Origin of the sequence: Streptomyces narbonensis (genome assembly GCF_014649015.1) — a bacterium.
Taxonomy (GTDB): Bacteria; Actinomycetota; Actinomycetes; order Streptomycetales; family Streptomycetaceae; genus Streptomyces; species Streptomyces narbonensis.
Genome location: NZ_BMSF01000023.1, coordinates 58,674 through 78,614, shown reverse-complemented (window position 1 = coordinate 78,614; position 19,941 = coordinate 58,674). Strand labels below are relative to the sequence as shown.

At 72.5% G+C, this 19,941-nt stretch carries 18 protein-coding genes; 6 read left to right on the top strand and 12 right to left on the bottom strand.

Going from position 1 to position 19,941, the window contains the following annotated elements:
* Positions 1 to 39: 39 nt before the first annotated feature.
* The 5 genes from IE124_RS31025 to IE124_RS31005 all read right to left on the bottom strand — a co-directional run bounded on the left by IE124_RS31025 (position 40) and on the right by IE124_RS31005 (position 5,942).
* The gene (locus tag IE124_RS31025) at positions 40 to 1,254 is read right to left on the bottom strand and encodes an amidohydrolase (RefSeq protein ID WP_189512829.1); all 1,215 of its coding nucleotides are present in this window, start codon (positions 1,252 to 1,254) and stop codon (positions 40 to 42) included.
* A 176-nt stretch (positions 1,255 to 1,430) separates the two neighbouring features.
* Positions 1,431 to 2,525: a hypothetical protein gene (locus IE124_RS31020; protein ID WP_189512827.1), complete on the bottom strand. Its 1,095-nt coding sequence runs from the start codon at positions 2,523 to 2,525 to the stop codon at positions 1,431 to 1,433.
* On the bottom strand, positions 2,522 to 3,415 hold the full coding sequence (locus IE124_RS31015) for an N-acetylneuraminate synthase family protein (RefSeq protein WP_189512825.1): 894 nt from the start codon (positions 3,413 to 3,415) through the stop codon (positions 2,522 to 2,524). The genes IE124_RS31020 and IE124_RS31015 overlap by 4 nt, the downstream gene beginning before the upstream one ends.
* Positions 3,416 to 3,426: 11 nt before the next feature.
* Positions 3,427 to 4,653 carry an acylneuraminate cytidylyltransferase gene (locus tag IE124_RS31010; RefSeq protein WP_189512823.1) on the bottom strand — a complete coding sequence of 409 codons (1,227 nt, stop codon included), beginning with the start codon at positions 4,651 to 4,653 and terminating at the stop codon, positions 3,427 to 3,429.
* The gene (locus IE124_RS31005; RefSeq protein ID WP_189512821.1) at positions 4,653 to 5,942 is read right to left on the bottom strand and encodes a DUF6716 putative glycosyltransferase; all 1,290 of its coding nucleotides are present in this window, start codon (positions 5,940 to 5,942) and stop codon (positions 4,653 to 4,655) included. Before IE124_RS31005 ends, IE124_RS31010 begins: the two co-directional genes overlap by 1 nt.
* A gap of 230 nt (positions 5,943 to 6,172) precedes the next feature.
* Between IE124_RS31005 and IE124_RS31000 the strand changes: the two genes are divergently transcribed.
* Together IE124_RS31000 and IE124_RS30995 are read left to right on the top strand one after the other, a co-directional pair.
* Positions 6,173 to 7,291, top strand: a complete 1,119-nt coding sequence (locus tag IE124_RS31000) for a glycosyltransferase family 2 protein (protein ID WP_189512819.1) — start codon at positions 6,173 to 6,175, stop codon at positions 7,289 to 7,291.
* Complete coding sequence (locus tag IE124_RS30995) at positions 7,288 to 8,655, top strand: alpha-2,8-polysialyltransferase family protein (RefSeq protein WP_189512817.1); 1,368 nt, start codon at positions 7,288 to 7,290, stop codon at positions 8,653 to 8,655. Before IE124_RS31000 ends, IE124_RS30995 begins: the two co-directional genes overlap by 4 nt.
* 139 nt (positions 8,656 to 8,794) lie before the next feature.
* On the opposite strand, the gene IE124_RS30990 is transcribed toward IE124_RS30995, so the two are convergent.
* The 3 genes from IE124_RS30990 to IE124_RS30980 form a co-directional block, all read right to left on the bottom strand.
* Positions 8,795 to 9,616 (bottom strand): MerR family transcriptional regulator, encoded by an 822-nt coding sequence (locus IE124_RS30990; RefSeq protein ID WP_189512815.1) that lies wholly within the window; start codon positions 9,614 to 9,616, stop codon positions 8,795 to 8,797.
* 94 nt (positions 9,617 to 9,710) lie between these two features.
* Complete coding sequence (gene leuE, locus IE124_RS30985; protein ID WP_189512813.1) at positions 9,711 to 10,367, bottom strand: leucine efflux protein LeuE; 657 nt, start codon at positions 10,365 to 10,367, stop codon at positions 9,711 to 9,713.
* Positions 10,368 to 10,450: 83 nt separating this feature from the next.
* Entirely contained in the window at positions 10,451 to 12,031 is a 1,581-nt protein-coding gene (locus IE124_RS30980; RefSeq protein WP_189512811.1) for an acyl-CoA mutase large subunit family protein, read from the bottom strand.
* A 135-nt stretch (positions 12,032 to 12,166) separates the two neighbouring features.
* On the opposite strand from IE124_RS30980, the gene IE124_RS30975 reads away from it, so the two are divergent.
* Complete coding sequence (locus IE124_RS30975; protein ID WP_189512809.1) at positions 12,167 to 13,060, top strand: L,D-transpeptidase family protein; 894 nt, start codon at positions 12,167 to 12,169, stop codon at positions 13,058 to 13,060.
* 124 nt (positions 13,061 to 13,184) lie between these two features.
* Here IE124_RS30975 and IE124_RS30970 read toward each other — a convergent pair whose 3' ends face one another.
* Both IE124_RS30970 and IE124_RS30965 read right to left on the bottom strand, forming a co-directional pair.
* Positions 13,185 to 14,324: a hypothetical protein gene (locus IE124_RS30970; RefSeq protein WP_189512807.1), complete on the bottom strand. Its 1,140-nt coding sequence runs from the start codon at positions 14,322 to 14,324 to the stop codon at positions 13,185 to 13,187.
* Positions 14,324 to 15,016: an RNA polymerase sigma factor gene (locus IE124_RS30965; RefSeq protein ID WP_189512805.1), complete on the bottom strand. Its 693-nt coding sequence runs from the start codon at positions 15,014 to 15,016 to the stop codon at positions 14,324 to 14,326. The genes IE124_RS30970 and IE124_RS30965 overlap by 1 nt, the downstream gene beginning before the upstream one ends.
* Before the next feature lie 408 nt (positions 15,017 to 15,424).
* Here IE124_RS30965 and IE124_RS30960 point away from each other — a divergent pair, with 408 nt between their 5' ends.
* Positions 15,425 to 16,162 (top strand): Clp protease N-terminal domain-containing protein, encoded by a 738-nt coding sequence (locus IE124_RS30960; RefSeq protein WP_189512803.1) that lies wholly within the window; start codon positions 15,425 to 15,427, stop codon positions 16,160 to 16,162.
* 84 nt (positions 16,163 to 16,246) lie between these two features.
* Here IE124_RS30960 and IE124_RS30955 read toward each other — a convergent pair whose 3' ends face one another.
* Positions 16,247 to 16,777, bottom strand: coding sequence for a hypothetical protein (locus IE124_RS30955; RefSeq protein ID WP_189512802.1), 531 nt, complete (start codon positions 16,775 to 16,777; stop codon positions 16,247 to 16,249).
* Positions 16,778 to 16,918: 141 nt separating this feature from the next.
* Positions 16,919 to 18,568: a beta-N-acetylhexosaminidase gene (locus tag IE124_RS30950; RefSeq protein ID WP_189512801.1), complete on the bottom strand. Its 1,650-nt coding sequence runs from the start codon at positions 18,566 to 18,568 to the stop codon at positions 16,919 to 16,921.
* A gap of 230 nt (positions 18,569 to 18,798) precedes the next feature.
* Here IE124_RS30950 and IE124_RS30945 point away from each other — a divergent pair, with 230 nt between their 5' ends.
* Both IE124_RS30945 and sdhC read left to right on the top strand, forming a co-directional pair.
* Positions 18,799 to 19,368: a 2-oxo-4-hydroxy-4-carboxy-5-ureidoimidazoline decarboxylase gene (locus IE124_RS30945; RefSeq protein WP_189512871.1), complete on the top strand. Its 570-nt coding sequence runs from the start codon at positions 18,799 to 18,801 to the stop codon at positions 19,366 to 19,368.
* A gap of 192 nt (positions 19,369 to 19,560) precedes the next feature.
* Positions 19,561 to 19,941 (top strand): succinate dehydrogenase, cytochrome b556 subunit, encoded by a 381-nt coding sequence (gene sdhC / locus IE124_RS30940; protein ID WP_015035721.1) that lies wholly within the window; start codon positions 19,561 to 19,563, stop codon positions 19,939 to 19,941.

The following is a 19,941-nucleotide window of genomic DNA, read 5'->3' as shown; positions in this document are numbered from 1 at the left end:
CGCGGCCTCCCGCTCGGTTCGTTCACGGCACTCGGCCGCTCAGCCCCTGCGGTCGAGCAGGGCCGCGGCCGTGAAGAGTTCCACGGCCGTCTCGATGCAGCTTTCGTCCACGTCGAAGTCGCCCGCGTGCAGGTCGCGGACACGGGTGTCGCCGGGAGTACGGACGCCGAGGCGGGCCATGGCGCCGGGGACGTGCTCCAGGTACCAGGAGAAGTCCTCGCCGCCGAGGCTCTGCTCGGTGTCCTCGATGACGTACGGCCCGCGGCGGGCGGTCATCGCGTCGACGAGGAGTTCCGTGACCACGGAGTCGTTGACGACCGGGGGGACGCCCCGGACGTAGTTCACGGTCGACTTCGCGCGGTGCAGGGTCGCGACCTCGTCGATCGCCGCGTGGACCAGGTCGGGCGCCTCGCGCCAGGTCGGCAGGTCGAGGCAGCGGACGGTGCCCGAGAGCTCGGCGTGCTGCGGGATGACGTTGGGGGCGTGGCCCGCCTCGATGCGGCCCCAGGTGACGGAGAGGCCCGAGCGGGCGTCGACCCGGCGGGCGAGGACGGCGGGGACGTCGGTGGCGACGCGGGCGGCGGCGGTGACGAGGTCCGTGGTGAGGTGCGGGCGGGCGGTGTGGCCGCCGGGGCCGTCGAGGGTCACTTCGAGCCGGTCGCAGGCCGAGGTGATGGGGCCGACGCGGAGCCCGATCTTCCCCGCGTCCACCCGGGGGTCGCAGTGGATGGCGATGATCCGGCCGACCCCGTCGAGCACACCGGCCTCGATCGCGTCGGCGGCTCCGCCGGGCAGCACCTCCTCGGCGGGCTGGAAAAGGAGCCGCACCGCGTGCGGGAGGAGACCCTGCCGGTCCAGTTCGGCGAGGACGAGCCCGGCGCCCAGGACGGTGGTGGTGTGGACGTCGTGTCCGCAGGCGTGCGCGCGGTTGGCCACGGTGGAGCGGTAGGCGACGGTCTTCACGTCGGGGATGGGCAGCGCGTCGAGGTCGGCGCGGATCGCGAGCATCGGGCGGCGGCGGTCCGGGGTGCCGATGTCACAGATGAGTCCGGTGCCGCCCGGCAGGACCTTCGGCGCGAGGCCGGCCGCCTCCAGGCGGGCCTTGAGCGCTGCGGTCGTACGGAACTCCTGGTTGCCCAGCTCGGGGTGCATGTGCAAGTCCCTGCGGAAGGCGATCAGTTCGGCGCGCAGGGGTGCGGACAGCGTTCCGGGCAGGGTGACGGAGCCTGGCTCACGGGACTTCAACTGGTTCACCTTTTGAAGGGTAGGCCCCTTCGAGGGTCAACTGCCCGTTGATCACGAAAAGTTCAGCCCGTTAGGGGAAAGAATCTCGGTTTGGCAGGCATGAAGCCCCTTCCATGTGGGTACCCTGCGCCGGTTTCGAGCCGAGCGACGGGATCAGGCCGCACAAGCCGGTCAGGCCGCCCCGGTCAGGCCACCCCAGGGGCCCCGGCGGCTCCGGCGGCTCCTGCGGCTCGTGCGGTGAGGCGGTCGACCTCGTGGGCCGCCGTGCCCGCCACCCCGGACAGGAAGCCCTGGGCGCGCGGCGAGGCGGTGGCCCGCAGCCATTCGGGCGCGACCTCGATGACGGCGACCCTGACCCCCGTACCGGCGAGGGCCAGCGGGAGGGTGTGGACGACCGTGGACGGGAAGCTGACGACGGTGCGGCCGATCGGGCCACGGCGGGCGATCAGCTCCAGGGGCAGATCGGGCCGGACCACCTGGAGGCCGGTCTCGACGGCGATGCGGTGCAGTTTCTCGGCGCTCTCGCGGCGGTGCGCGAAGTAGCGGGTCGCGCCGTGGGCGCGGGCCAGTTCGGCGACCACGCGCGCGTAGTGGTCGGCGTCGACGACGCCCGTCTCGACGAGCGAGGTGCCGACCAGGTCCGCGCCGCCGGTCAGCAGCGGGGGGCCGAAGCGGGCCCGGGTCCAGGCGTAGGAGTTCTCCGTGACCTCGACGCCGGCCGGGGCCTCGACGGGCAGCGACGTGAAGATCTCGACCGTACGGCCACGCGCCGGGGCGAGCCGGCGGCGGGCCAGCGTGGTCACGGGGGCGAGGACCAGCTCGCGCGGGCCCAGGCTCCCCTTGCGGTGCCAGCGGACCAGGCGCTCGCCCCGGCCGAGCTGGGCGGCGAACTCCATGGTGGCGGTGCCGTCGTCGACCACCGTCAGGTGTCGGGGGGAGAAGAGCGACAGGAGCAGCTGTACGTAGCGGGAGAAGGGGTCGCCGATGATGACCCGCTCCGCCCGGCGCAGCGGCGGGGCGAGCTGCCGCAGGGTGCGGACGAGCGCGCCCCGGCCGCCGCGGGCCTCCTGCCAGTGGACGGTGAGGCCCTCGTCGCGGGCCAGCTGGGCCATCCGGCGCAGCTGGCCACGCGACATGGGGTCGGTCGGCGAGAGGACGACGACCGTGGGGGCGGGCGCGGGCGGCTCGCCGGGCGCCCGGTCGGGCGCCTGCGCGTGCGCCCACTCCAGGACGTTGAGGAGCTGGACCGGACTCTCGACGAACGCCAGCTGCCCGGTCATGCGGCGACGAGCCCCTGGACCCGGCGGAGCTTCTTCATCGGGCCGAGCTCCGACTCGTAGACCTTCTTGATGCCGTCGCCGAGGGCGGTCTCGATGGTGCGGATGTCGCGGACGAGGCGCTGGAGGCCCTGCGGCTCGACGGAGGCGGCCTGGTCGGAGCCCCACATCGCGCGGTCGAGGGTGATGTGGCGCTCGACGAAGGTGGCACCGAGGGCGACGGCGGCGAGGGTGGTCTGCAGGCCGGTCTCGTGGCCGGAGTAGCCGATCGGGACGTTCGGGTACTCCTCCTTCAGCGTGTCGATCACGCGGAGGTTGAGCTCCTCGGCCTTGGCCGGGTAGGTCGAGGTGGCGTGGCAGAGCAGGATGTTGTCCGAGCCGAGGACCTCGACCGCGTGGCGGATCTGCTTCGGGGTGGACATGCCCGTGGAGAGGATGACCGTGCGGCCGGTGGCGCGGAGCTCGCGCAGCAGCTCGTCGTCGGTGAGGGAGGCCGAGGCGACCTTGTGGGCGGGGACGTCGAACTTCTCCAGGAAGGCGACGGCCTCGGTGTCCCACGGGGAGGCGAACCAGTCGATGCCCTGCTTCCTGCAGTGCTCGTCGATGGCGCGGTACTCGTCCTCGCCGAACTCCACGCGGTGGCGGTAGTCGATGTAGGTCATCCGGCCCCAGGGGGTGTCCCGCTCGATGTCCCACTGGTCGCGCGGAGTGCAGATCTCCGGGGTGCGCTTCTGGAACTTGACGGCGTCACAGCCGGCCTCGGCGGCGACGTCGATGAGCGCGAGGGCGTTGTCGAGTTCGCCGTTGTGGTTGATGCCGATCTCGCCGGTGATGTAGACGGGGCGGCCGGGGCCGGCGGTCTTCGAGCCGAAGGTGCGCAGACGGGTGCTCATGGTGCTGTTCCTTAGGAGTTGGGGATGCGGGGTGCGGGGGTGTCGAGCTCGGGCCCGAGGAGCCAGGCGGCGATCTCGCGGATCGCTCCGGAACCGCCGGGGGTGGCGGTGACCGCGCGGGCCGCGGCCCGTACGGAGTCGTGGGCGCTGCTCACCGCGACGGGCCAGCCGACGAGGTGGAAGCAGGGCAGGTCGTTGACGTCGTTGCCGGCGTAGAGCACGCGCTGCGGGTCGATGCCCTCGGCCTCGCACCACTCCTTGAGGGCCCGGTCCTTGCGGTCGATGCCGTGCAGGACGGGGATCCTGAGCTTGCGGGCGCGGGCGGCGACGACGGCGTTCTGTTCGGTGGAGAGGATGAGGACGGGGAGGCCGGCGCGGCGCAGGGCCGCGATGCCGAGGCCGTCGCCGCGGTGCGCGGAGACGAACTCGCGTCCCTCGGCGTCGAGGTGGACCCGGTCGTCGGTCTGGGTGCCGTCGAAGTCGAGGACGACGGCGTCGACGTCGGCGAAGCCGGGCGTGACGGGCGCGTCGAGGAGCGGCGCGAGGGCCTTGGCGCGGGCGAGGTCGTGCGGGTCGTCGATCTCCAGGACCCGGGCGGGGTCGGTGACGACGAGCGCGGTGCGGCCGAAGAAGCGGTGTCCGTGGGTACGGAAGCCGGCCGCGTCCATGGCGTAGACGGCGCCGGTCTCCAGGTACTCGGGCTCCCGGTCCTGGCGGCGGGGGCGGTGCGCCTTGTCGTGGTTGACGCCGGTGGCCCCTGTCGCGCCGTCCTGGGGATCGCGCCAGAGGAAGCCGTGCGAGGGGGCGGCGGTGAAGGCGGTGTCGGCGGCGCCCGAGGTGATCCGCTCGGCGGTCTCGGCGACCTCGGCGGAGGTGAGGAAGGGGCTCGTGCACTGGACGAGGAGGACGGCGTCGGCCGGCCGGCCGTGGGTGGCCTCGAAGGCGTCCATCGCGTGCAGGACGGCGGCCTCGCTGGTCGCGGTGTCGCCCGCGATCTCGGCGGGGCGGTGCACGGCCTCGGCTCCGGCGGAGCGGGCCGCGGCCGCGATGGCCGCGTCGTCGGTGGAGACCACGACGTGGGTGACCGGGCGGGCGCCGAGGCAGGCGCGCACGGCGCGGGCCACGAGCGGGACGCCTGCCACGGGGGCGAGGTTCTTGGCGGGGACGCCCTTGGAGCCGCCCCGGGCGGGGATCACGGCGAGCACGGTGGGGGCGGTCGGCGGTGGTGTCGTCGGCATCAGAGTTCTCCCAGCCGGCGGATGACGGGGGCCACGCGCTGCACGCCGTGCCGGTACGCGCCCCGCGCCGCCTCCCGGACGACCCGGCGCAGGCCGCTCTCGCGGGGCTCGGGCGCGGTGACGTCCAGGCGGTGGCGGGCGAGGATCCCGGGCAGGTAGCCGGGGGCCGTCTCCGCTGTGTAGTAGGGGGTGATCGGGGGCAGCGCGGGGAGCGCGAGGAGTGCGGCGACCCGGTCGCGGGCCGCGTCGAAGGCTTCGTCGTACGGGGTGTCGGAGGCCACGCCCTGACGGGCGAGCCAGCTCGCGTCGGGTGTCGGGGCGAGCCCCTTGTCGAGCCCGTCGAAGGAGGCCAGCAGGCCGGAGCCGACGAAGTGGTGGTTCCCGAGCGCCTCGCGGACCCCGAGGTCGGTGAGGATCGCGGTGGGGATCCGGCGGTGGAGGGCTTCGAGCGCGGCCGTGGAGGAGACGGTGACCAGGAGGTCGGTCCGGTCGAGGACCTCGCCCATGTGCCCGTACACGAGACGGAAGTTGGCGGGCGGGTCGAGGTCGCGGACCAGCTTCTGGAAGGGGAACTCCTCCAGGTGCGTGGTGTGTTCGCCGGGCTTGGAGCGGAGCTTGAGGAGTACCTCGCGGCCGGGGTGGAGGCGGGCGTGGTCGATCAACCGCCGCAGGACGTAGGAGCGTTCGGCCCGGGTGGCGGGCACGGACGGCTGGGCGGCGAAGACGAGGGTGTCGCGGCCGGGTTCGGGGGCGTGCGGGGCGCCGCCGAGGAAGGGCAGGGCGGCCTCGACGACCGAGTCGGAGCCGGCGCCCACGCCCTCGTAGACGGCCCGGAACCGCTCGGCGTCGTGCCGGGAGTTGGCGAGGACGACGTCGGCGCCGTGGCGCAGGAGGAGCCCGTCGGTGAGCTTCTCGTAGACGACGCCGACATACCCGGTGACGATCACCGGGCGCCGGGTCAGGGCCAGGTCGGCCAGCCCCTGGAGGACGGCTCGGACGGTGCCGCCGACCAGGGCGAGGACGATGACGTCGTATCCCTCTCCGCGCTCCTCCGCGTCCCGTACGGCACGGAGGAAGTCCGCGCCCGTCACCTCGCTCGGGGTGGTCGTGGACACCCCGGTCTCGGCGAGCTGGCGCGGGGTCGGGGTGGCCCGTCCGCGCAGGACGAATCCGGTGGGTTCGGCTGTCGCCGTGGTGATGCGGCGGGCCGTGAGGGCCCCCCATTTCCACCGGGTGTCGGAGTCGGCGAGTACGGCTGCTCGTACTGCCTCGTGGGTACTTGCTGGCACGTCGAGGACGCTAGAAGGGCATTCCGCTTTCCGGCCCAACTGAGACACAACAACGGGTGAACAGCGCCTCACCGACTTGTTAATCGGGTCGTCGGCCCGTCGGAATCTCCCCGGACGGGAGGTGAATTCCCTTTCGGGCAAAGGCGGTTAATCGGCCCGCCGCTTGGTGTTCACCGAATGTCCCCCCACCGGTCGGAGGGAGTGCCGGGGCGGCGCCTAGCGTCGGCCGCGTGGTCAAGCTCTCCGTGGTCGTGCCGTTCTTCAACGTGCAGACATATGCCCCCGACACCCTCACAAGCCTGCGTGCCAACGCCCGCGAGGACTTCGAGTTCCTGCTCGTCGACGACTGCTCGTCCGACGGGACGCCCGAAATCCTCGAACGGGCCGTACGCGACGTCCCGGGTGCCGTCCTGCTCAGGCACGAACGCAACGAAGGACTCGCCACGGCGCGCAATACGGGCCTCGACGCGGCCCGCGGCGAGTACGTCACCTTCCTCGACGGGGACGACTGGCTCGCCCACGGCTACTACGGGCGGCTCGTCGCCGCCATGGACGAGCTGGGCTGCGACTTCCTGCGCACCGACCACGTCTCCGTCTCCGGCCGCAACCGCGCGGTCCGCCGCGTCCCGGTCCCCCGCCGCGGCGAGGTCTTCGACCCGCGCGAGGCGATACTGCCGGCCCACCGGACGACCTCCGTCGACTATCCGTACGCGTGGGCCGGGATCTACCACCGACGACTCATGGAGCGCGGGCTCCTCCACTTCCCGCACGGCCTGCGGACGGCCGAGGACCGGCCCTGGATCTGGAAGCTGCACCGCGAGGCGGAATCGTTCGCGGCGATCGGCGAGCTCGGCGTCTTCTACCGGCGCGGAGTCTCGACCTCGCTCACCCAGATCGGCGACGTCCGACAATTGGATTTCATCCGCGCATTCGACCAGGTTATCGAGGAAACGGCAAAGGATCCGGCCGCGGATCTCCTTCTCCCCAAGGCCGTCCGTACCTATTGCGCACTGATTTCCCATCACATCGGCGGCATCGGACGATTCGAACCCGAAGTGGCCGACCTGCTGAAGGCGATGAGCGCGGGCGCGCTGCGCCGGATGCCGCAGGGCGTCCTCGACGAGGCGCTGACCGCGATGGGCGGGGACCGCGCGGCGATGCTGCGCAAGCTGCGGAAGCAGCGCCCGGCACCGCCACCGGCGGCACCCGATCCGACACCGGCGTCGGTATCGGTATCGGTATCGGCGTCGGGTCCGGCGTCGGCTTCGGCTTCGGCGTCGGCTTCCGGGCAGGCCTCGGCGCCGGTGTCCGGGGCTTCCGTGCAGGGTTCCCCGGAGGTGGCGGCATGAGCGCCCGACGTACGACCCAGATCTTCTGCGCCTCCACCCTCTACGGCGCCGCGACCCTGGCCGCCGCGCTGGACAGCGGCTGCTTCGGCCGGGCAGACCGCCGGATCCTGCTCGTCACCAACAACGCCGCCGTGCCGGAGACCACCCCGGCCGTCGACGAGGCCGAGGGCTTCGAGCGGCTGCGCGGCCGCTTCGACTCCGTGCTGTCCTGGAACGAGACTATCTCCCCGCTCCACCCCGCCGGCTGGACGCCCCGCGGCAGCGACCTGCCGATGCTCCAGCGCCATCTGCGGCGGATCTGGGACCTCGGCGGCGACCGGGTCGAACTGGCCCTGGAATCCCCCCAGGTGACGCCCGCGCTCGCCATCGCCCAGCTGCTGCCCGACGCACCCGTCACCGTCTACGCCGACGGCCTGATGAGCTACGGACCGACCCGGAACAAGATCGACCCGATGATCGGGGGGCGGGTCCGCCGACTCCTCCACCTCGACCTCGTCCCCGGGCTCGAACCCCTGCTGCTCGCCGAGTTCGGGGCCGTCCCGGAGGCCGTACCGGCGGAGGCCTTCACGAAGGTCGTCGAGGAGCTGTCCGGACCGGTCGCGGGGGCGGCCGGGCCGGCGGCTGCGGCCGCGGCGGAGGGCCCGGCGCTCCTCCTCGGCCAGTACCTGGCCGCCCTGAAGCTGCTGACGGTCGCCGACGAGGAGGAGCTGCACCTGCGGATGGTCCGCGGGGCCGTCGCCCGCGGCCACCGCAGGCTCGTCTTCAAGCCGCACCCGACGGCCCCCGACGCCTGGTCCCGGGCGCTGGTGGACGAGGCGGAGCGGCTCGGCGCCGAACTGACCGTCGAGGACAGGACCGTGCTCGCCGAGGTGCTCTACCGCGAGCTGCGGCCCGCGCTCGTGGTCGGCTGCTTCTCCACGGCGCTGCTCACGGCCCGGTCCTTCTACGGGCTGCCGGTGGCCCGGGTCGGCACGGGCACGCTCCTGGAGCGGCTCACCCCCTTCCAGAACAGCAACCGGATCCCGCTCACGGTGGTGGACGCGGTCGTCCCGCCCCTGGAGGAGGGCGGCGCGGACGAGCCGGCCGGACCCGTCCCGTCCGTGGCCGAGCTCAACGACCTGGTCGCCGCGGTCGGCTTCGCGATGCAGCCGAAGATCCGGGCGGACCTGCGGGAGGCTGCGGCGCGGCACCTGTCGGGCCCGCACGCCGAGCTCACCCGGCAGCACTTCACCCGCCGCCGCCTCACCGTCCTCGACCTGCCGGGCGGCCTCCCGATCCCCCGGCACCCGAAGGTCCGCCGCCTGGCCCGGCGCGCGCTGCGGCTGCGCAAGGAGCTGCGGAAGCGGAGCGCCGCCCGGAAGTAGGACGGCCGGAGGGCGGCGCGCCGTGAGCGAGCCGCCCGGACAGAGCCAGGGCCCGGGACCCGTGCGGGGGCCCCGAGCCCCTCCTCACACTCGGGCCCGGGACCCGTGCGGGGGTCCCGGGCCCCTCCTCACCCTCGGCTCAGGCGCGGACGATCGCCTCCTGGAGCTCCGTCACCCACTGCGTACGGTCCTCCGGGCACTCCAGGTACAGCTCGCGCGCGTAGTGCTCGGACACGTAGCCGTTGGTGTCCATCCAGCGGGCCAGCGTCTGCGCCGTCGGCAGGATGGTGTCCATCGAGCCCCGGTGGACGATGGTCGCGGCCTGCTCGATGCCGGGCAGGACGTGCACCTTGACGCCCTCGACGACCGTCCCCTCCGGGACCGTCATGCCGGCGTGCACCAGGACGGAACCGTCCCCCTTGCCCGCGTCCTCGTAGTACGCGATCCCCGGGCCGAAGCCGGTGACGCCGGCGGCCTCCAGACGGCCGCACAGGTCCTCGTACAGCGGCCCGATGGCCGGACCGATGTCGTGCGGGCCGAAGCTCGCGGCGACCGTGCTCAGTTCGGCGATCCGCACGGCGGGGATCTTCTTGACGACGACGTCCTGGGTGGACATGCGTCCCTCCGTCTCGATGGCTCGGAGCCTCGCGCCGACCTGGTTGAGCCGGGCCCGCGCCGCCTCCAGGGCCGCTTCCAGCTCGGCCTGGCGCAGACGCAGCATGCCCCGCAGCTCGTCCGCGTCGATCTGCTCGTCGAGGATCGCCCCCACCTGTTCGAGGGTGAAGCCGAGGTCCTTGAGCGCGATGACGCGGTTGAGCCGGGCGAGCTGCTCCGCGGTGTAGAAGCGGTAGCCCGAGTGCGGGTCGACCCGGGCCGGGCGCAGCAGTCCGATGGCGTCGTAGTGACGCAGCATGCGGACCGACACCCGCCCGTGCCGGGCGAAGTCTCCGATGATGAACATGACGCCCCCTACGGAACGGCCTCACACGGTGTCAGGGTCAAGCGGCCGGAGGATCGAGCGGCGGAAGGGCCGGGCGATCGGAAGGGTCGACCGGTCAGGCGGCGCTGCTGAGGGACAGCTTCACCGCGAAGCCGAGGAAGAGCGCGCCCGCCGCCGAGGTCGCCCCGGCCGAGAGCCGCCGACGGCTCCGGAAGGCGGCTGCGAGCCGCGTCCCGCCGAATATCAGGGTCGTCAGATAGAGGAAGCTGCCGAGCTGGAGCAGCGTGCCGAGGACCAGGAAGGACAGCGCCGGGTAGGCGTATCCGGGGTCGACGAACTGCACGAAGAACGAGATCAGGAAGAGGATCGCCTTCGGGTTGAACAGGCTGATGAGCAGCGCGCGGCGGTACGGACGCTCCGCCGCCCCGGCCGGGGCCTGCTCCGCCTCGTCGTCCGCCGAACCGCCCCGTCCGCGCCACATCGCCCAGGCGGCCCGCAGCATCCCGTACGCCATCCAGGCCAGGTAGCCGGCGCCCGCGTACTTCACGACGGTGAAGAGGAGCGGGGTGGTCTGGAGGAGCGAGGCCGCACCGAGGGCGGCCAGTGTCATCAGGACCGCGTCCCCGGTGAAGACTCCGGCGGCGGCCTTGTACGCGGTCCGCGTGCCCTTGCGGGCGGCGACGGACAGCACGTACAGCGAGTTCGGCCCCGGCAGGAGGATGATGAGGACGAGCCCCACGAGATAGGTCGGCAGATCGATGACACCCAGCATGGAGCGGAGTGTCGCACACGGGTGCGACACTCCGCTGTGACCTGCGTGACCTGCGTGACCTGCCTCTACGCGCCCCCTGGTCGCTAGAAGGCGTCGCTGGGGACGTAGGTGCCCCAGACCTCGCGCAGGGCGTTGCAGACCTCGCCGACGGTGGCCCTGGCCCTGAGCGCGTCCTTCATCGGATAGAGGACGTTGTCGGTGCCCTCCGCCGCCCTCTTCAGCTCCGCCAGCGCCGCGTCCACGGCCTCCTGGTCGCGCTCGGCACGGAGCGCGGCGAGGCGCTCGGCCTGCTGGGCCTCGATGGCCGGGTCGACGCGCAGGGGCTCGTAGGGTTCCTCGACGTCGATCGTGTAGCGGTTGACGCCGACGACGACCCGCTCGCCGCTGTCGGTCTGCTGCGCGATCCGGTACGCCGAGCGCTCGATCTCCCCCTTCTGGAAACCGCGCTCGATCGCCGCGACCGCCCCGCCCATCGCCTCGACCCTGCCCATCAGGTCGAGGGCCACCGCCTCCACGTCGTCCGTCATCTTCTCGACCACGTACGAACCGGCGAACGGATCCACGGTGGCGGTCACGTCCGTCTCGTACGCCAGCACCTGCTGCGTGCGCAGCGCCAGGCGGGCCGACTTGTCCGTCGGCAGCGCGATCGCCTCATCGAAGGAGTTCGTGTGCAGCGACTGCGTACCGCCCAGGACCGCCGCCAGCCCCTGGACCGCCACACGCACCAGGTTGACCTCCGGCTGCTGCGCCGTCAGCTGCACACCGGCGGTCTGGGTGTGGAAGCGGAGCATCAGCGACTTCGGGTTCCGCGCCCCGAACTCCTCCCGCATCACCCGAGCCCAGATCCGGCGGGCCGCACGGAACTTCGCCACCTCCTCCAGGATCGTCGTCCGCGCCACGAAGAAGAACGACAGACGCGGCGCGAAGTCGTCCACGTCCATACCGGCCGCCACCGCCGTGCGCACGTACTCGATCCCGTCCGCCAGCGTGAACGCGATCTCCTGCGCGGGCGAGGCCCCCGCCTCGGCCATGTGATAGCCCGAGATCGAGATCGTGTTCCACTTCGGGATCTCGGCCCGGCAGTACTTGAAGACATCCGCGATCAGGCGCAGTGAGGGCTTGGGCGGGAAGATGTACGTGCCCCGCGCGATGTACTCCTTCAGCACGTCGTTCTGGATCGTCCCCGTCAGCCGCTCCGCCGGAACGCCCTGCTCCTCCCCCACCAACTGGTACAGGAGCAGCAGCAGCGCACCCGGAGCGTTGATCGTCATCGACGTCGACACCTTGTCCAGCGGAATCCCGTCGAACAGCACCCGCATGTCGTCGACCGAATCGATCGCCACCCCGACCTTGCCGACCTCGCCGGAGGAGATCGCCGCGTCCGAGTCGTGCCCCATCTGCGTGGGCAGGTCGAAGGCCACCGACAGGCCCATCGTGCCGTTCGCGATCAGCTGCTTGTACCGGGCGTTCGACTCCGACGCCGTACCGAAACCCGCGTACTGCCGCATCGTCCACGGCCGCCCCGTGTACATCGACGGATACACACCCCGCGTGAACGGAAACGCCCCCGGCTCGCCCAACCGCTCCGCCGGATCCCAACCCTCCAGGGCCTCAGGCCCGTAGACCGGCTCGATCGGCAGCCCCGACTCCGACTCGCGCGCCATGTGCTGTGCCTTCCGATAGAGCTGCCACCAGCGGTGCGGACCCCCGCGTCGGACTGTAGCGGCGAGGGGGCGCACGCAACCGGACGCGCGCGGGAAGCATCCCTACGTACACACGACTCGTCCCGGGGGGCAACGATGAAGCGGACCACGTCCGTCATACGCAGAGCGGTACTGGCAGCAGCGGCGGTGGCGCTCGCCGCGGGCTGTACGGCTCAGGCGGCCGATCCGGGGGGCCCGGGCGCCGGCCCCTCGTCGAAGGCGCCGAGGCCGTCGACCACGGCTCCGAGCGCGACGGCCTCCACCGCCCCCGGCGCGACCGCCACGCCGACCACGGACGGCAAGCCGCCGTCCCCCTCCGCCTCCGCCTCCACCGGCACCGGCACCGGCTCCCCGGCGGCCGAGGCCCTCATGAAGGACGGCGATGAGACCGAGCAGGTCCGCGAGCTCCAGGCGCGGCTCCGGCAGCTCGGATACTTCGACCGGGCCCCCACCGGCTTCTACGGGACGATGACGGCCGGCTCGGTCAAGGCGTTCCAGAAGAAGCAGGGGCTGCCCCGGACGGGTTCGGTCGACGGGACGACGTGGGAGCGGCTGCTCGCGGCCAGCCGGAAGCCGACCGCCGACGAGCTGAAGCCGTCGACGACGAACAAGCTGGACACCCCGGACGCCCGCTGCATGACCGGCCGGGTGCTCTGCATCAGCAAGGAGAGCCGGACCCTGGCCTGGATGATCGACGGCCGGGTCGTCTCGTCCATGGACGTCCGCTTCGGCTCGGAGAACACCCCGACCCGCGAGGGCACGTTCAGCGTGGGCTGGAAGGCCCGCAAGTGGACGTCGACGATCTACCACACGCCCATGCCGTACGCGATGTTCTTCAGCGGCGGCCAAGCGGTGCACTACTCGTCGGACTTCGCGGCCCGTGGCTACAACGGGGCCTCGCACGGCTGTGTCAACGTCCGGGACCGGGCGAAGCTCTCGGCCCTCTTCGACCAGGTGAAGGTCGGCGACAAGGTCGTCGTCCACTGGTAGTGGCGCGGAGAAGAAGGGGCGCGGGTGGGACCGGGGGAACGTGCCCCACCCGCGCCGGGTGCGCAGAGCCGTAGGTACGGGGGGAACCCCGGCTCATGGCGCCGCCGATGACCAGTCGGCTCACTCAATACTGCGCCGACGAGCCGGAAAGTGTCACACCTGCTGCGGAACGGGTTCCGCGGCCGCTCTCGTCGGCGCTTCCGGAGCCACGGCCGGAGCGGTCGCCCGGGCCGTCACGGCGGTCGCCGTCGCGGTCCTTCCCGGCGCCCTTCCGGCCGTCGTCCTTCTTCCCGTCCTTCTCCCCGTCGTCCTTGCCGTCGTCCTTGCCGTCGCCCTTGCCGTCATCCTTGCCGTCGTCCTTGCCGTCCTCGCGGGGCTCGGCGGACGCGGGGGAGCCGCCGCCCGGGTCGCCGGCGAGCATCCGGTCGCAGTACCGGCGAAGCGTCTCGCCGCCGCGCAGGGTGTTCGTGAGCTGCCGGCGGTCGGCGGTCTCGAGCCGGCCGGACCGGTAGTCCCGGCAGGCCTTGAGGGCCTTCTCCTTCGTCACCGGACCGGCGGTGGCCGTGCCCCCGCCGGGGCGGGACGTCGTCCGGCCCGGTTCCGGGGTGTGCCGGGTGGCCGGCGGCGTGGAGAGCGAAGGGGTCAGGGGCGAGGAGGCCGAGCCGGGGGAGGTGGTGGCCCCGGGCGAGGGCGAGGAGCCGGGCGAGTGCCCGACGCCGTCCGGTCCGGCCGTGGGCGCCACGGGGTCCTTCCGCACGCCGTGCGAGCCCGTGACGACCGGCTCCGGGCTCTCCGCCGCCGTGACGGAGGCCGCCGGCTCGGGGGTCATCAGCGGCAGGACGCCCGTGCCGGCGGCGACGGCGACGCCGCCGACCGTGACGGCGGCGACCGCGGCGGCCAGCCCGTACCGCACGGAGCGCACGGAGCGGGCCCAGCGGCGGCGCGCCGGCTTGGCGGCGGAGGGTGCGGTGGCGAGCCGCACGCGGCCCAGTTCGGCGTGACCGGTACGGGCGGCGGCGGACGGGGCCGCGGCGAGGGCGGCGCGTTCGGCCGAGGCCGTGCGGAAGGCGGCCAGTGCCGCCGCCTCACCGGGCAGCTCTGCCTGTCCGGCGCGGGCGGTGAAAGGTGTACGGGCCGAGTCGAGGGCCTCCGCGAGGCGTCCGGCCTCGGCGCGCGCGGGGTCGTCGAGGGCCTCGACCGGCTCGCCCCGGAGCAGCCGCTCCGCGGCCTCCTGGTCGAGCCACTGGTAGCGCTCGTCGGCCATCACATGTCCTTCTGCGTACGGGGACGCGAATGCGTCACACCGCCGGGACCCGCGGGACCCGCCCCGCGCCCGCGTTGCGGAGGCACACCTTCCAGCGGAACCACGCCCCCACCTGCCCCATCGGCCCCTTCGTCCGGGGCCCCGTCGGCCCCGAGGAGCTCGGCAAGTTTCTTGAGACCCCGGTGCGCGGCGGTCCGCACGGCGCCGGGGCGCTTGCCCAGGGTGTCGGCGGCGCTCTTGGCGTCCAGGCCGACGACGACGCGCAGGACGACGGCCTCGGCCTGGTCCTGCGGAAGTTGGGCTATCAGGTGCATGGTGCGGCCGGTGGCCAGGGCTTCCAGTGCCTCGTCCGCGGTGTCGGAGTCGGCGGGCTTGTCGGTGAGTTCGGTGTCGTCGGCGCCCACGGCGGGCCGTCGGCCGCGCATCCGGATGTGGTCGAGGGCGCGGTTACGGGCGATCCGGGCCGCCCAGCCGCGGAAGCGGTCCGCGTCTCCGCTGAAGCGGTCGAGGTCGCGCGCGATCTGGAGCCAGGACTCCGAGGCGACGTCCTCGGCGTCGCCCTCGCCGACCAGTGTGCGTATGTAGCCGACCAACCGAGGATGCACGGCGCGATACACAGTACGGAAGGCGTTCTCGTCCCCGTCCTGCGCAGCGAGCACCGCGGCCGTCAGCTCCGCGTCGTCCCCCAGCACTCCCCAAACCCTGTTCGTCGGTCGCGTCGTCGCGTCGTCGCGGCTGGTCACTGCCGCCACGCCGCCTCGCGCACCTGCACGCTACGTCGTGCCCCCGCGCCGCGTCCACGCGGTCCGGGGTCTTTGTACAAGTTGCAACCTTCGAGACGACTGTCGTGCTGCACGTGCGGGTGCACGTGCCGGTGTGACAGAAAGCGCAGCACCGGCGCTGTATGGAGTACGGAGCCGTGCTGCGGCTCCGTGGATGACGACCGGGGCCTCTCCTGTGGGGGGTGGCGGCCCCGGTCGTCTCCCTTTTCCCGCCCCTCCCCTCCCTCTCGCGCCACCCGTCTCGGGTTGGGCGTGGTGCACCCATTTCACTGTCAACCATCAGTTGACACTCCAGGAGTGTCAACCTAAGGTTGCCTCATGACGAATCCAGTCGTTCCGAAGGTCCCCGTCCGTCTCGACGAGCTCATCGAAGCGATCAAGAAGGTCCATCCCGACGCCCTGGAGCAGCTCTCCGGAGCGGTCATCGCGGCCGACCACCTCGGCGATGTCGCCGACCACCTCATCGGCCACTTCGTGGACCAGGCCCGGCGCTCCGGGGCGTCCTGGACCGACATCGGCCGCAGCATGGGCGTCACCCGCCAGGCGGCCCAGAAGCGCTTCGTCCCCAAGGATCCGGACGCGGAGAAGATGGACGCGAGCGCGGGGTTCAACCGCTTCACCCCCCGCGCCCGGAACGTGGTGATGGCCTCCCAGAACGAGGCCACGGCCGTCGGCAACGGCGAGATCACCACCGCCCACCTGGTGCTCGGCCTGCTCGCCGAGCCCGAGGGGCTCGCGGCGTTCTGGATCCAGACGAAGGGCGTGACCCTCGACCAGGTCCGCGAGGCCGCCGCGGCGACCCTGCCGCCGGCCGTCGACGAGCCGCCCACGCTCGTCCCGTACGACGCGGCGGCGAAGAAGGTCCTGGAGCTGACGTTCCGCGAGGCCCTGCGCCTCGGCCACAACTACGTCGGCACCGAGCACATCCTGCTGGCGCTCATGGAGCACGAGGACGGCGAGGGCGTACTGACCGGCCTCGGCCTCGACAAGGCCACGGCGGAACGGGAGATCGCCGAGACGATCGCCTCGGTGACGATCCAGGAGCCGGACGCCTGAGCTGACGTTCCGCACGAAGCAAGGTCCGTACGAAGCGAGGGGGTGGCCGGCGTCGGCCACCCCCTCGCTGCGCTCCTTCGCGGCTCAGGCGGTCCGCGCCCGGCGCGAGACGACCGCGCGCAGCACCCGTCCGCCCTCGATGGACAGCTCACGGGCCCGGCGCAGGCCGGTCGGTCCGTGCGCGGCGACCTCCAGGACGGCCTGCTGGCGACGGAGTTCGCCGGCATGCAGCGGGCCGGCCTCGGTCGCGTCGTACAGACGGTGCACGGCGAGCGCGACCGCCGAGCACTGCCCGGCCCAGGCCCGCAGGGGCTCATCGGCCCATTCAGTGGGGACTCCGTCGAGCATCGCGTGCACCATCGTCACGACCCCGCCGGCGTCCGCGTCCTCGCCTCCCACGCCGCCCAGCTCGACCCGCACCTTGCCGACGGCCTCGGCCCACGCCCCGCCGTCCCCGCGCGCCACCGCGGCCCACACGGGCCGGAGCGCCTCGGCGCGCTCGGGCGCGAGCAGCGGCAGGCACCGGTCCAGGCACGCGAGCCCGGCGGCCGCGAGGCCCCGCACGTCGGCGCGGTCGATCAGATCCTGCAGGCTCGTGCTCGTCACGGACGTCATGGACGCCTCCTCGCCACCCGAATGCGGACGCAGTACTTCCACTTACTGCGCCGAAGGGCGCTTTTTCGTCACTGCGCGGCCGGAATCATGCCAGCGCCGTGACGCGCTGCATAGAGGGCGTCACAGGTCCCGCGGCGCGGCTCAGCGCACCTCCGCCGCCAGTGCCCGGAACTGGTCCCAGGTCAGGGTCGGTTTCCTCGGGTCCCAGACCTTCTGGGCGAGGGCCGTCAGGGGGAGGCGGATGCCGTTCGCCACCTGGGTCGGGGTCTGCGCGCGCGAGAGGTCGCACCAGACGGCGAAGCGGGCGCCGAGGATCTGGGGGTCGTAGCGCGCCGGGACCGGCGTCGTGCCGCGCAGGACCAGCGGGGTCCACTGCTCGTAGATGCGGCGGCCCGTGGGGTACGTGAACTGGTTGGGCTCGCCGAGGACGTAGTACAGGTACTCGTCGTTGAGGTTCACGACCTTGCGGCCCTCGGCCAGGTACTCGGCGGGCGGGCGCGCGCCGATCTCCTTGCCCGTCCAGTACTCGACCTCGATGCGCTGGTCGGCGGTGACGACGCCACCGCGGAAGAAGCCGTCGTTCCAGGCCTTGGCCGTCTTCCCGGCCTCGCGCACGACGGCGGCCCGGTCGTTCAGCCAGCCCTCCGCGAGGTCCTGGACGCCGGCCTGGGGCCCGTACTTCTGCCGGGCCGCCGTGGCCAGCTGCGGGTAGGAGGTGGAGGGGCTGCGGACGGTCAGCGCCTGGTACTCGTCGGCGCCGACGTGGAACCAGCCGCCGGGGAAGAGCGCGGAGTACTCGCGCAGCAGATCGTCGACGATCCGGGCCGAGGCGGGCTTGGAGATGTCGATGGCGCCCTGCCGCGGGACCCCCTGGACGTTGCGCAGCTGAAGGTCGGGGTGGGCCCGCAGGACGGCACCGAGGTGTCCGGGCGAGTCGATCTCGGGCACGACGGTGATGTGCAGGCTCTGCGCGAGGGCGAGGATCCGGCGCACCTCGGCCTTGCTCAGGTGCTGGGCGGAGACGATCTCGGGGTGGGAGTCCGAGGCGATCCGGAAGCCCTGGTCGTCGGAGAAGTGCAGCCCGAACTGGTTGAGCTTGAGGTCGGCCATCTCGCGCAGCCGGTCCTCGATCCAGCCGGCGGTGAAGTACTTGCGGGCGATGTCGACGTTCAGGCCGCGCTGGGGCTTCGCGGGCGCGTCGGTGACGACACCCTCGGGCATGGCACCGGTGGCCTTCACCGACTGCTTGAGCGTTCGCGTGCCGTAGAAGACCCCGGCCTCGTCGGGGCCGGCGATCCGGACCCGGCCGTCACGGACGGTCAGGGTGTACGACTCGCGGGCACCGGTCCCGCCGAGTGCCAGCTCGACGTCTCCGGGTCCGGCGGCGACGGCGCCGCGGTAGGGGACGCCGAGCTCCCCGGCGAGGAGCCGGCCCTCGTCGGCGAGGCCCGCGCTGTTCGCGCCGAGGACGATCCCGGCCGTGGGCGCGGGCTTCCATCCGGGGCCGCGGGCGGGCTCGTGGTCACGGACGGCCGGGATCACGCGGGGCGCGGTGGAGAGCGGATAGGTCCGCGTGGGGCTGGGCGTCGGTGTCGGTGTCGGTGAGGGGGGCGCGCTGGTGGGCGCGGCGCTGGTGGGCGCGGCGCTCGTCGCCGTGGCGCCCGAGGGCGCGGAGGGCGACGGCGCTCCGGACGGAGAGCCGCTCGAACAGGCCGCCACGGTGGCCAGTGCCACCGCGGTCGCCATCAGTGCGGAGCCCCGGCGGGGCCCCCGTATGGAGTACCGCATCATTCGGAATCCTTCCCTACGGAAGACGGTCCGGCCAATCGGGGGCGCGCCGAAAGGGGGACGGGACCGGGGACGGAACCATGGACCGGTCGCCGATCGTCCATCACTTGTTCCGAAACTCTCCCTTCCGGGTGAAATTCGTGCATCCGTCGGACACTTCTCACGTCCCGTCGATAACGTTCAGTCACGCCGATCACGCCCATCCCGCCCGTCCCGGAGTACCGGAGCCCACGCTGACCAGCGACACCCACGCCCCCTGCCGGAAACCGGGTTCCACGGACACGCCTGCCATACCCGCCCAGAACCGGGGCCCTTCCGTCCGCGGGCTCGCGGGCTTCAACGCCGCCTCGCCCGCCGAGGCCGAGGCCCTGCTCCTCTCCTGCTGCCACAGCCCCCGCTGGGCCGAACGGGTGGCCGCACACCGCCCGTACCCGACGGTCGACGCCCTGCTCGCCGCCGCCGACGAGGCGGGCTACGACCTGTCCCGCGCCGATCTCGACGGGGCACTGGCCGCCGAGTCCTCCGCCCCGCCGCACCCGGACGCCCCGCCGGCGGCGCGGACCGCGCTGCGGGCCGCCCACGCCGCGTACGAGAGCAGCTTCGGACACGCGTTCGTGATCAGCCTCGAAGGAGTAAGGCCAGGAGAGCGTCTCGACCAGGTTTTGGCAGGCATCCGGTCACGTCTCGGCAACGAACCTGAGGAAGAGCGCGTGATCGCCGCCGACGAACTGCGCCGCCTCACCCGCGTCCGACTGGCCTTCCGGCTCTCCGAAGGCCTCACGCGCCGACACTCCGAAGCGTGATTCCGACCGGAACAGGGCGATTTCGGCTTGTGGGATAGCCCGTCCGTGCCTGTTTGATCACACCGATGGACCCCGCGCGAGCGAACCGACAAGTCGTCGCTACGATGACCGGGGCCGGTGGACCGTACCCGGCCGGGTCAGACCGACAGAGAAGCCGGCCGACCCTGATCCCCGCTCCCGGAGGGTTTTTCCGTGCCGGCTGGAACGCTGTACCGCGGCCGGGAAGGAATGTGGAGCTGGGTGGCTCATCGAGTCACCGGCGTCCTCATCTTCTTCTTCCTGTTCGTACACGTGCTGGACACCGCTCTCGTCCGCGTCTCCCCCGAGGCGTACGACGAGGTGGTCGCGACCTACAAGACGCCGATCGTCGCTCTTCTGGAGTACGGCCTCGTCGCAGCCATCCTCTTCCACGCGCTGAACGGCCTGCGGGTCATCGCCGTGGACTTCTGGTCCAAGGGCCCGCGCTACCAGAAGCAGATGCTCTGGACCGTCGTGGGCATCTGGGTCGTGCTGATGGCGGGCTCGCTGTACCCCGTCCTCGGCCACGCCGCACGTGAACTGTTCGGGAGCTGA

Bases quoted from the DNA above. Each gene is read 5' to 3' on its own strand.
- IE124_RS30970 (WP_189512807.1), bottom strand. From the start codon at position 14,324: ATGGCCGACGAGCGCTACCAGTGGCTCGACCAGGAGGCCGCGGAGCGG.
- IE124_RS31020 (WP_189512827.1), bottom strand. From the start codon at position 2,525: ATGACCGGGCAGCTGGCGTTCGTCGAGAGTCCGGTCCAGCTCCTCAAC.
- IE124_RS30980 (WP_189512811.1), bottom strand. From the start codon at position 12,031: ATGGCGCGCGAGTCGGAGTCGGGGCTGCCGATCGAGCCGGTCTACGGG.
- IE124_RS30990 (WP_189512815.1), bottom strand. From the start codon at position 9,616: ATGTTCATCATCGGAGACTTCGCCCGGCACGGGCGGGTGTCGGTCCGC.
- IE124_RS30960 (WP_189512803.1), top strand. From the start codon at position 15,425: ATGACGAATCCAGTCGTTCCGAAGGTCCCCGTCCGTCTCGACGAGCTC.
- IE124_RS31015 (WP_189512825.1), bottom strand. From the start codon at position 3,415: ATGAGCACCCGTCTGCGCACCTTCGGCTCGAAGACCGCCGGCCCCGGC.
- IE124_RS30955 (WP_189512802.1), bottom strand. From the start codon at position 16,777: ATGACGTCCGTGACGAGCACGAGCCTGCAGGATCTGATCGACCGCGCC.
- IE124_RS30975 (WP_189512809.1), top strand. From the start codon at position 12,167: ATGAAGCGGACCACGTCCGTCATACGCAGAGCGGTACTGGCAGCAGCG.
- leuE (WP_189512813.1), bottom strand. From the start codon at position 10,367: ATGCTGGGTGTCATCGATCTGCCGACCTATCTCGTGGGGCTCGTCCTC.
- IE124_RS31010 (WP_189512823.1), bottom strand. From the start codon at position 4,653: ATGCCGACGACACCACCGCCGACCGCCCCCACCGTGCTCGCCGTGATC.
- IE124_RS30995 (WP_189512817.1), top strand. From the start codon at position 7,288: ATGAGCGCCCGACGTACGACCCAGATCTTCTGCGCCTCCACCCTCTAC.
- IE124_RS30950 (WP_189512801.1), bottom strand. From the start codon at position 18,568: ATGATGCGGTACTCCATACGGGGGCCCCGCCGGGGCTCCGCACTGATG.